At 52.7% G+C, this 10,392-nt stretch carries 9 protein-coding genes and 1 pseudogene; 8 read left to right on the forward strand and 2 right to left on the reverse strand.

Translation table 11 applies throughout. The features are described from left to right. Positions 1-123 precede the first annotated feature (123 nt). The 5 genes from E2980_RS12325 to E2980_RS12345 all read left to right on the forward strand — a co-directional run bounded on the left by E2980_RS12325 (position 124) and on the right by E2980_RS12345 (position 5,380). Positions 124-1,353 carry a phenylacetate--CoA ligase family protein gene (locus E2980_RS12325; protein WP_135152479.1) on the forward strand — a complete coding sequence of 410 codons (1,230 nt, stop codon included), beginning with the start codon at positions 124-126 and terminating at the stop codon, positions 1,351-1,353. Then, the gene (sbnA, locus tag E2980_RS12330) at positions 1,353-2,336 is read left to right on the forward strand and encodes a 2,3-diaminopropionate biosynthesis protein SbnA (protein WP_135152480.1); all 984 of its coding nucleotides are present in this window, start codon (positions 1,353-1,355) and stop codon (positions 2,334-2,336) included. The genes E2980_RS12325 and sbnA overlap by 1 nt, the downstream gene beginning before the upstream one ends. Then, positions 2,333-3,304, forward strand: a complete 972-nt coding sequence (locus tag E2980_RS12335) for a 2,3-diaminopropionate biosynthesis protein SbnB (RefSeq protein WP_135152481.1) — start codon at positions 2,333-2,335, stop codon at positions 3,302-3,304. The genes sbnA and E2980_RS12335 overlap by 4 nt, the downstream gene beginning before the upstream one ends. 105 nt (positions 3,305-3,409) lie before the next feature. After that, a complete protein-coding gene (locus tag E2980_RS12340) occupies positions 3,410-3,787 on the forward strand; it encodes an antibiotic biosynthesis monooxygenase (RefSeq protein ID WP_135152482.1) in 378 nt (125 codons plus the stop codon). 381 nt (positions 3,788-4,168) lie between these two features. Beyond that, positions 4,169-5,380 carry an IS4 family transposase gene (locus E2980_RS12345; protein ID WP_135152483.1) on the forward strand — a complete coding sequence of 404 codons (1,212 nt, stop codon included), beginning with the start codon at positions 4,169-4,171 and terminating at the stop codon, positions 5,378-5,380. Between the two features lie 558 nt (positions 5,381-5,938). Here the strand turns inward: E2980_RS12345 and E2980_RS12350 are convergent. Further along, entirely contained in the window at positions 5,939-7,864 is a 1,926-nt protein-coding gene (locus E2980_RS12350; RefSeq protein ID WP_135152484.1) for an ABC-F family ATP-binding cassette domain-containing protein, read from the reverse strand. A 106-nt stretch (positions 7,865-7,970) separates the two neighbouring features. Continuing rightward, on the reverse strand, positions 7,971-8,150 hold the full coding sequence (locus E2980_RS12355; RefSeq protein ID WP_135152485.1) for a hypothetical protein: 180 nt from the start codon (positions 8,148-8,150) through the stop codon (positions 7,971-7,973). Between the two features lie 266 nt (positions 8,151-8,416). On the opposite strand from E2980_RS12355, the gene E2980_RS12360 reads away from it, so the two are divergent. The 3 genes and pseudogenes from E2980_RS12360 to E2980_RS12365 all read left to right on the forward strand — a co-directional run bounded on the left by E2980_RS12360 (position 8,417) and on the right by E2980_RS12365 (position 10,222). Further along, complete coding sequence (locus E2980_RS12360) at positions 8,417-8,848, forward strand: universal stress protein (RefSeq protein WP_135152486.1); 432 nt, start codon at positions 8,417-8,419, stop codon at positions 8,846-8,848. Between the two features lie 262 nt (positions 8,849-9,110). Next, positions 9,111-9,440: a DNA glycosylase AlkZ-like family protein gene (locus E2980_RS24925; protein ID WP_276322272.1), complete on the forward strand. Its 330-nt coding sequence runs from the start codon at positions 9,111-9,113 to the stop codon at positions 9,438-9,440. After that, positions 9,367-10,222 (forward strand): annotated as a pseudogene (locus E2980_RS12365) (winged helix DNA-binding domain-containing protein). Before E2980_RS24925 ends, E2980_RS12365 begins: the two are co-directional and overlap by 74 nt. Positions 10,223-10,392 lie beyond the last annotated feature (170 nt).

A 10,392-nucleotide genomic window follows, 5' to 3' on the forward strand; every position in this document is an offset into this window, starting at 1 on the left:
TAACATACTGTATGGCAATACCCGTCAGAAGGAAGGTGCGCTCGCCTAACCCAAATGAAGAACCTGCTCGGTTCCCTCACATATACATGAGTATCCATTCATGACGGACGGAGGGTACGGAAATTGGATGAATTCTGGATTCAGCCTACGGTCGAACGTTTTCTGGGTATTTTCCCATGGTACGGGCCGCTTCTAGCGGAAAAAGGTTTGGATAGGCACTCGATAAAATCCGTGAACGAACTGCCCCTGCTCACCTCCGAGCTTCTGGAACGGTATTACTACGGCGCGGATCAGCCCTTTGGCGAGCTTGACGGCGTCACCTCGTACAGAACTTCCGGCACCAGCTCGCTGCGCCGTAAAACAATCTACTATTCGAATAAGGACGAAGAACAGTATATCGGGATTAAAACGGATATTTTCCGGAGGATTCTCATAGGATCCGGCGTCGCTACGGCATTATCCGACATGGGCACGGGCCATGCAGCCAGTACCGCCTTGGACATCTTCGGGCGGATCGGGATGACGGCGGAATCAATCGATTTCAAACAACCGATAGAGCAGCACCTCGCCAAGCTGCGGGAGCTTCGCCCCCATATCCTCTATACGATGCCCTCCCTGCTAGACCGTCTTTTATCGGCGACTATGGACGATCCGACCTCCTATGGCATTCGCCAAGTCATACTTGTCGGGGAGATCGCTTCTCCCGCATGGATAAAGAGCGTGGCTCATCGATTGGGGATAGTTGAAAGGGACATTACCGATACGTACGGCTCGATCGAAATCGGCACGATTGCCTTTTATTCTCATGAGTACGGAAGGTATTTGTTCGCGGAAGGGATCGAGGCTGAAGGAGTTGGGGTGGAATCGTTGTTCGTGGATACCGAGCCTCTGAAAATGGGAGAGTCGGTGTTGGTGCTAACCTCGTTGGTTCGTGACCTGTTCCCGGCACTGCGATACGTCACTTACGACGTTGTGAGGGATTTGCGGCCCATTCTCGTGGACGGACAGTGGAGACAGAGTTTCGAAGCCATCGTCAGGCGCATCGGTCCGGAGCTAAAGCATGGAGAGAAGATCAGCGTCTACGATATTGAAGACGTCGTCTATCGGCACCTGAACGACGCTCGCGTCCGCATTCATGTCCATGCCAACAAGCTGTCCGTGCACGTGGATAGCAAGGACAAGAACCCAGAGCTGTATAAGAGAATCGAACGCGAGTTGTCGGAACGGATTCCCGAGATCGGCATCATGATCCAGGGCGGAATGCTGGAAGCGATGCAAGTAATTCCTTCGGACGTTAGGTTCGACGATACCGTTCTTAAGCATAAGAAAATTTTCTATGGAGGGGTGGAGTGATGTTACCGAACATTATGGACGGCATAGGTAAGACGATCGGTCGCACCCCCCTCGTGCCTCTGCGGCGATTGTTCGCGAATACTCCTTACCAGGTATACGGCAAGCTGGAAATGATGAATCCGGGCGGCAGCGCCAAGGATCGTCCAGCGCTAAACATTGTTCGCGAAGCCATTCTCTCCGGCGAGATCGGCAAGGGCACGACCTTGATCGAATCGAGCTCCGGCAACATGGCGGTCAGCTTGGCACAAATCTGCCGGTACCTTGGATTGCGATTCATCTGCGTCGTGGATCCGCGAACGACGGATACCCATCTGAGGGTAATTCGCAGCCTACACGGGGAAATCGAGCTAGTGGTTCATCCTGATCCGGTAAGCGGCGACTACCTGCCCGCACGAATTGCGAGGGTGAAAGAGCTGCAGCGGGAAATCGGCGATTGCTACTGGACGAACCAATACGGCAATCCCAACAATTATATGGCTCATTACCATACCACGATGCCGGAAATTCTGGGCGCTCTACCTCAAGTCGACTATTTGTTCTGCGGGGTTAGTTCTTGCGGGACGATACGGGGCTGCGCGGAAAGGCTGAAATTTGAGGGCTTGACAACGAAAATCATTGCCGTGGACGCACTTGGCAGCGTGATCTTCGGAGGAGCGAAAGGGGCTCGCCAGTTTCCCGGACTAGGTGCCGCGTTGACCCCGCCGATAAGTCGACAGGAGCTGATCGACCAGGTCGTTTATGTATCCGAACACGAGTGCGTCGAGGGATGCAAAGACCTAGTCCGGCACGAGGCGATAATGGCCGGCGCTTCTTCGGGCGGCGTTGTCGCGGCCATTCGGGCCATGCACGATGATATTCCGGCTGGAGCGACATGCGTCGCTATTCTACCGGACCGTGGGGATCGGTATCTGGATACGGTCTATGATGAGGATTGGGTGAAGCGGCATGTTACGATTCGTTCGGAAGGAAGTGCGCCAGGGTGATTTACTTAAATGACGGGCATATCCGCGAGCTCGGGACGGATTGGCATCGGCTGATGGATCGTATCGAGTCCACGCTGCGAATCATGGATACCTCGGAAGTCGTTCAACCGTTAAAGCCCTATTTAAGGTTTAGAAATGCTGCCAATCGCATTATCGCCATGCCCTCTTTCGTAGGAGGAGACACGGATATTAGCGGCATTAAGTGGATCGCCAGCTTCCCAGGGAACGTGATGCAAGGAAAGCCGCGGGCGCATAGCACCATTATTCTCAACGATACCGATAGCGGCGTTCCCGTCGCGGTCATCAATAGCGGCATATTAAGCGAGTTAAGGACAGCTACGGTAAGCGCGGTGATGCTGCGACAATATCTGTCTTTAGAACGGAGAAATTCCTATCGGGTGGGCATGATCGGATGGGGTCCGATCGGGCGTCGACATCTGGAGATGCTTCTTGCTTTGTACGGGGGTAAAGTCGAAAGCGTAAAGTTGTATGATATTCGCGGCATTGATTCCGCTAAACTCGGGGAATCACTAGGCACCTCGGAGGTCCGCGTCGTTGATAGCTGGCAAGAGGCCTACCGGGAAAGCGATATCGTCTTCACCTGCACCTCTTCTACCGTCCGCTATATCGACGAAGCTCCGCTGCCGGGTTCGTTGCTCATGAACATCTCCTTACGGGAGTACATGCCCGAGAGCGTGAAAGGGATTAGGACGATTGTCGTCGACAAGTGGCAGGAAGTGTGTCGCGAAAATACCGATATCGAACACCTTCATAGGGAGACGGGGCTGAGCGAGGGGGATACCCTAAGTTTGAGTGAGGTTATCCATAGAGGGGCACTGCAGCACGCTGACGCTTCCGAGCCGGTATTCTTTAACCCGATGGGGATGGCCGCTTTCGATATGGCTATTGCGGCTTTCTATTGGCGCGAAGCGGAACGGCTTGGCGTGGGCGTTCGTTTAGAAGATTGATTGATTTATGCGGAAAACGTGTAAGGGTTGGCCCCTTCCATTTCGGATTGCTCCGTAAGTTTGCTACACTACTAAGGAGCAACCATATGGAAGGGGATTCTATCGATGATAGTCGCGATCAATACAATAAAGATTAAATCAGGCAATGTCGACGAAATTGCCGAACGGTTCAAAAACCCGAAAGGCGTGCAGCATGCGCCAGGGTTCATCCGCATGGAGCTGCTGACCGAGGCAGGCGAAGAGCACGACGAGCTCAAAGTATGCACCACTTGGGAGAGCCGCGAAGCTTTCGACGGTTGGGTGAACAGCGATGCCTTCAAACAGGCGCACCCCCACTCCCGTCCCAAGCCCGATGCTGCAGCTTCCGGTGGAGATCAACCTGGTCATGGCCAAAGCCATGGCGAACAGCCGAAGCCGGGCGCGGGAATCATGCTAGGGGCCAAGCTTAGCGTTCACGAGGTGGCGTTCACCTTCCCCGGTTAGCGGATAGCGGAACCTCGTTCCGTTATCGCGGCCGGCGGCGGATGTTTCCGCGGAATAGCGGAACCTCGTTCCGTTATTGCGGCCGTTGGCGGCTGTTTCCGCGGAATAGCGGAAACTCGTTCCGTTATCGCGGCCGGCGGCGGCTGTTTCCGCGGAATAGCGGAAACTCGTTCCGTTATTGCGGCCGTTGGCGGCTGTTTCGGTGGAATAGCGGAAACTCGTTCACTGGCGTTGCATTAAAGTTAACACGAAAATATTTGTTCTATAAATTACTATATTTGTAATTTTATGATAGTTTTTCGTGAATGGACAATAAAAAATCCCCTATTGTAGTAGTGTAGGTTGCAATCCGTACACCACTACAAAGGAGACTAGCCGTCCTTGAGTGTATCGGATTCTACAACTGTTCGTCAATGTTTGTCTTTGTTGCCACTTACTGATTTTGCTGCTCCATGCTTGGATTATCGTGTTCGTAAGCTTCGATGCGCTAATTTGCTTAAAATCTTCATTGCTGCGCAAATCTGTGGTTGGGATTCTCTGCGTCGGATCGAAGAAGAGATTGAAGCAGATCCCCTCCTACAAAATGAGTTTGGTTGCGCCATTAGCGCTTCCCAACTTAGTCGTCGCATCGATGATTTCCCCAGTTGTGTGCTCGAAGCCTTGTTCCATACTCTGCTATCACGCATTCATCAGACAGCAGCTCGACAAAAGAAAATGCCTTCCAACAAACTGTTCATCATCGATTCCACGAATCTGCGCTTGCCGCACCAGTTGGCCGATTGGACATATGTCACACGGCATCGCAGCGGCGTGAAGGTACACACGCGTCTGGTTGTTTTGTCGGATGGGTCCTGCTTTCCAGATCGTGTGGTACCATCCACAGGAAATGTGAGCGACTATGAAGGTTCCGATCTACTTGTCGTCGACCCAGACGCGACATACCTTATGGATCGAGGGTACGTCAGCTACCGCCGAATGGATAGATGGTTGGAGCAAAACTGTCGATTTGTTACTCGAATTAACAGCCACCATCTGGTTAAACAGGTGCTCGAAGAATACCCGACAGACGCTTCTGATCCCAACTTACTCCGTGATGCTATTGTCTACTTGGGCGGGACATTTCGCTGGATGGAGCATCCCGTTCGCATCGTGGAATTTAAGGATGACCAAGAACGTGTATACCGTGTTGCCACTTCCCGATTTGATCTCTCGGCCAGGGAAGTTGCGGACTTGTACCGCCAGCGGTGGCAAATCGAACTGTTCTTCCGCTGGATGAAGCAGCATCTGAAGTTCGCAAAGCTATACAGCTACCAGCCGCAAGCAGTCTGGAACCACATCTTGCTTGCAATGATTGCTTATAGCTTGATGTTTCTAATACGAATGCAGACGCAAACATCCAAGACAGTTTGGGAACTGCTTCGATTGGTACGGGTGTATGCCTTCCGAAGCTGGGAAGCATTTCTAAATGCTGTAAACAAACGTCCAAGTTGGAAGACAAAAGGTCGCCAGAAAAGCAAACAACCACCTAGGCAGCTAAAGCCTATAGGATGCGAAGTTGCATTGGTGAAGCCTTCGAAGAAGCAAAGACAATAAACCCAAAATTTGGATGACGCAACCTACATTAGCTTGCATGTCGACTTTTTGGAACTTGTGCAGAAAAAGTCGATGTAAAATTTTACACAATAATCCTTATTAGAGAAATTGCGATTTTTGTGTCAGCATTAGCGCAACGCCAGTGAAACTCGTTCCGTTATTGCGACCGTTGGCGGATGTTTCCGCGGAATAGCGGAACCTCGTTCCGTTATTGCGGCAGTTGACGCTACCTGGTTGGAGTCCAGTTCGGCGGAATAGCCGCTTCTGGCGCGGGTATTTGGTTGGTTGGAGGCCATTTCGGCGGAATAGCTGCTTCTGGCGCGGGTATTTGGTTAGTTGGAGGCCATTTCGGCGGAATAGCCGTTCCTAGTGCGGGTATTTGGTTAGTTGGAGGCCATTTCGGCGGAATAGCCGTTCCTGGTGCGGGTATTTGGTTAGTTGGAGGCCATTTCGGCGGAATAGCCGCTTCTGGCGCGGGTATTGGAAAAAAAGCATGCGAGCACTCCTCCCCCCCCCCCCCGGGGAAGAATAATCGCATGCTTTTTCGCTTTTCCGCGTTCAAGATTTTCCGCTCTTGTTCGCGGCGATCTGTTCTGCGAGCTCGTTCAGATCCGTCCAGCGCTCGAGCAGCCCGTCCAGCTTTGTCGCCAGCCGCTGCTGCTCCTCTGCAAGCTGTTGCAACCGCACGGAATCGCTGCTGGATGCTTCCATCTGTCCGGCAACGGAGTTAATCGCGTCTTCCGTCTCCGCGATCCAGCCGTCGATTTGTTCGAAGTCCTTCTGATCCTTGAAGGACATTTTTACAATCGGCCGTTCCTTGCTCTCAGGCTTAGCTGGAGTTAACGCCGCTTTGGCAGGGGCTGCCGCCGCCTGCTTCTGCGCCTCTTGCCGCTCGGCGAACTCCTGATAATCCGAGTAGTTGCCCACGTGATGCGTGACGACTCCTTCGCCCTCAAAGGCAAGGATGCGATCCACGGTGCGGTCGAGGAAATATCGATCATGGGATACGACGATGACGACGCCGGGGAAATCGTCCAAATAATCTTCTAGCACCGTCAGCGTAGCGATGTCCAGATCATTGGTCGGCTCATCCAGCAACAGCACGTTAGGCGCGTTCATTAACACGCGGAGCAGTTGCAGACGTCGTTTTTCCCCGCCTGACAGCTTGCCGATTACACTCCATTGCATAGAAGGCGAGAATAAAAAGCGCTCCAGCATCTGCCCCGCGGATATTGTTGAGCCATCAGAGGTTTTGACCTGGTCGGCTTCTTCGCGGATATATTCCATAACCCGAAGCGACTCGTCCATCTCTTCATGCTCTTGGCTGAACCAGCCTAGTTTGACTGTCGTACCCAGCTCTACGCTACCCCCATCGGGCGCAAGTTTGCCGGCAATCAGCTTAAGCAACGTGGATTTCCCGCTTCCGTTGCGCCCGACGATGCCTACTCTGTCTTCCGGCACGGCAATATAGCTAAAGTCCTTGATCAAAGTGCGATCGCCATAACGCTTGGTAAGCTTCTCGATTTCAATGATTTTCTTGCCCAGCCTCGATGAAGCGATGGACACGTCCATTTTGCCTGCGGCAGCCTTAGGTCCTTGCTCCTTTAACGCCTCGAACCGGTCGATCCGAGCCTTCTGCTTCGTCGATCGTGCCTGAGCTCCGCGGCGTATCCAAGCTAACTCGTTACGCAGCAGGTTCTTCCTTTTCGCCTCCGATGCCGTTTCTCGCTCTTCCCTCTCTAGCTTCAGCTCCAGAAACCGACTATAGTTTGCTTCATAGAAGTAAGCACGCCCTTGATCAAGCTCGATGACCCGATTGCTGACCCGATCGAGGAAATACCGGTCATGCGTGATCATTAGCAAGGCGCCTTTGCGCTTCTGCAGCATTCCTTCGAGCCAGGCGACCGAGTCGTTATCGATATGATTCGTCGGCTCATCGAGAATAAGCACGTCGGAAGGTTGAAGCAAAGCTGCAGCCATTGCCACCCGCTTCCTTTGCCCGCCCGAGAACGTCGACACTTTGTCGTCGTAATTAAGGATGCCTAGTTTCGTTAGCGCGGTTTTAGCCTCGCTTTCCAGCTGCCACGCCTCCAGCTCGTCCATCCGCTGATTCGCCGCGATCAACCGCTCCTGAAGCTTGGCATCATCTGGATGGAGCGACAAAGCTTCCATTACCTCGGCGTATTCCCGAACCGCGGCCAGTTGCGGAGAGTTCCCGCCGAGAACGTGCTCAAGAGCAGTCTCCTCCGGCGCGAACGCCGGATCTTGCGCCAGCATCCGGAGCACGACCGAACGGCCGATCGACACTTTGCCCGAATCCGCGGGCTCGAGTCCGGCAATCACCTTGAGAAGCGTGGATTTTCCGGTCCCGTTAACGCCGATAATACCGATCTTGTCTCCGGTCTCAATACCGAAGGTAACGTCCTCGAATAGAATTTTGTCGCTATAGCTCTTCGATATATTTTCAACCGATAATAAATGCATGAGATTTCCACCAACCCACTTGTACCAAGAATATGAATACGAAACACTGAAACGGAACAATCCTCCGTATCATATCACAATTCGTCTAAAACCTTCAGCAACTAAGCTAAACCCGTCCTGCCCGAAAAGCGCGCACCAAATAATAAGCCACCGTTCCGAGAACGACCATCAAGATGGCTGGCAGCATCCAAATCCCGAGTCCGCTAGCTTCTTCTTTGGTAACCCGGAACGCCCACTCCAAGGCTAAAAAGATTATGGATTTAACAAGAACGAGAATGGAAATCAAGTTTAACCCCCGTTCCAACCTTGTCCAGGGTATGGTCAATTTGGGCCTGATCTATGGATTATTCATGAATAAACACTCTCCGGAAATGAGATACTGCTCGTTTTAACTATATCCTTTTTCGGAAAAAAATGGGCATCTCCCGACTGAATTCTCCTTTGTTATGGAAAACTACCTAGAAAGATGGTTGTTCTGAAAACCTGACGGGATGGTTTACTGCCGCCGTCTGCATGGGTAATGAGGAGTAACCAGACAAAGGGAGGTTCGACATGATATTCAACCATATTCTAGTCCCCTACGATGGTTCCAACCCATCCTCTAAAGCGTTGGATAAAGCCATTCATATCGCAAAAAGCGATCCCGCAACCCAACTCACGGTCGCGCATGTCATCAACCTGCAACCGGTTGTCCTCGCGGATATTAGCTTTCCCCAACCGGATTCCTACCAGGAATACGTGAAGGAGCAAGGCAACGCCGTTATTGAGCGGGTTAAGCAGATTACCGGCGACCTGCCGCACGCGAACGTTGTCGTGCTTGCCGGTTCTCCGGCCGAAGCCATCGTGGATTACGTCGACAACAGCGATTGCGATCTCATTATCATGGGCAGCAGGGGCCTAAGCTCCCTGAAAGAGTTCATGGTAGGAAGCGTGAGCCACAATGTAATCCTCCACTCGCGTATTCCGGTTATGATTATGAAGTAAGTGAGCAATGCGAAGCCCGCCTCCCAACAAAGCCTGACCGACTCCCGGTCAGGCTTTAAACGTGGGTTCATGTGCAGGGAATGCGGCCACTCGCGTCAAATACATAAACCGGGTAATCCCATGAGAAACGAACAAGAAGTATTAACCCAGTTATTGGACTTTGCAACGTACTAGGCTATCATTACCTTTACGAGGAAGACAGGAACGTAACGAATTACATTAATCAATTGCGGAAGGGGAGTCGCAGAGGATGGAAACACGAATGCCAGCTGAAAATAATTCGGTGCAAGATGGCGCCATACTAAGCCCTCGAGCCCTTAATCGCGCCTTGCTCGAGAGACAGATACTGCTGCGCCGGGAGAAGATTTCCGCCTTTGAAGCGATTGAGCGACTGGTCGGCTTGCAAGCACAGGCTCCGAACCCGCCCTATTACGGACTATGGACTCGGTTGGAGGATTTCAATCAAGCGGAATTAGGGCAGCTAAATCAAGACGCGGAAAGCGGTGCGAATCGCATTGATGCGATCTACGATCCATCTGGTGACAGCTCAGGACTGCTTGACCTTGCGCCCGCTGTTGCAAACCGTTCATGAGCGATCGCTAAAGGGCTCCCATGGCAAGTACCTTGCGGGCATCGATGCCGAAGCGCTTACCTCAGCCGGTCGTGCTCTCGTGGACGAGCAGCCCCGCACCTTCAACGAGATCGGCTTATTGCTGCATGACGATGAGCAATGGCAGAGCCGCAATGCCGAAGCATTGGCCGCCGCCATCCGCACGTATATCCCGCTCGTTCAGGTTCCGCCTCGCGGACTTTGGGGAGAGAGCGGACAGGCGTCCCATACATCGGCGGAAGCTTGGCTCGGTAGAGGGCTTGCCCCGGATGGCACTCAAGATCATATGATCGAACGCTATTTAGCGGCGTTCAGACCCGCGACAGTGAAGGACATGCAAGTATGGTCGGGCCTCACGAGACTGAACGAAGTAGTTGAGAACGTTCCGGGACGAACAAGGCAACGAGCTGTTCGACTTACCGGGCGCTCCGTTACCTGATCCGGAAACCCCGGCTCCGCTGCGTTTCCTCCCTGAATTCGACAACGTGCTCTTATCCTACGCCGACCGAACGCGCATCATCTCCGAGGAGCTTCGCGTGCGGGTGTTTAGCGTGAACGGCATCATTCGCTCTACGTTTCTGGTCGACGGCTTTGTCGCTGGCATGTGGAAGCTCGTCCGTCAACGTAAAGAGGCGACTCTTCACATCGAACCTTTCGATATCCTGTCGAAGAAGGATAGGGCAGCTTTAACCGAGGAAGGATCGCGATTGCTTGTTTTCGCCGCCCCGGATTGCAGTAGCCATGATATTCGGTTCACTTATTAGTGGAACCTTTTTACTAACGGCCTCCCGGTAGATTTAAAGCGGTAATGCCGCTCTATTTCCACCCAAAGTACCGCTCACTTCGATTTAAAGCGGCAAGGCCGCTCTATTTCCACCCAAAATGCCGCTCACGTCGATTTAAAGCGGCAAGGCCGCTCTATTTCCACCCAAAG

It is taken from the genome of Cohnella luojiensis, from assembly GCF_004564235.1.
Classification (GTDB): Bacteria; Bacillota; Bacilli; order Paenibacillales; family Paenibacillaceae; genus Cohnella; species Cohnella luojiensis.

Coding starts and splice junctions, on each gene's coding strand:
- E2980_RS12340 (WP_135152482.1), top strand. CDS start 3,410: ATGATAGTCGCGATCAATACAATAAAGATTAAATCAGGCAATGTCGAC.
- E2980_RS12350 (WP_135152484.1), bottom strand. CDS start 7,864: ATGCATTTATTATCGGTTGAAAATATATCGAAGAGCTATAGCGACAAA.
- E2980_RS24925 (WP_276322272.1), top strand. CDS start 9,111: ATGCCAGCTGAAAATAATTCGGTGCAAGATGGCGCCATACTAAGCCCT.
- sbnA (WP_135152480.1), top strand. CDS start 1,353: ATGTTACCGAACATTATGGACGGCATAGGTAAGACGATCGGTCGCACC.
- E2980_RS12360 (WP_135152486.1), top strand. CDS start 8,417: ATGATATTCAACCATATTCTAGTCCCCTACGATGGTTCCAACCCATCC.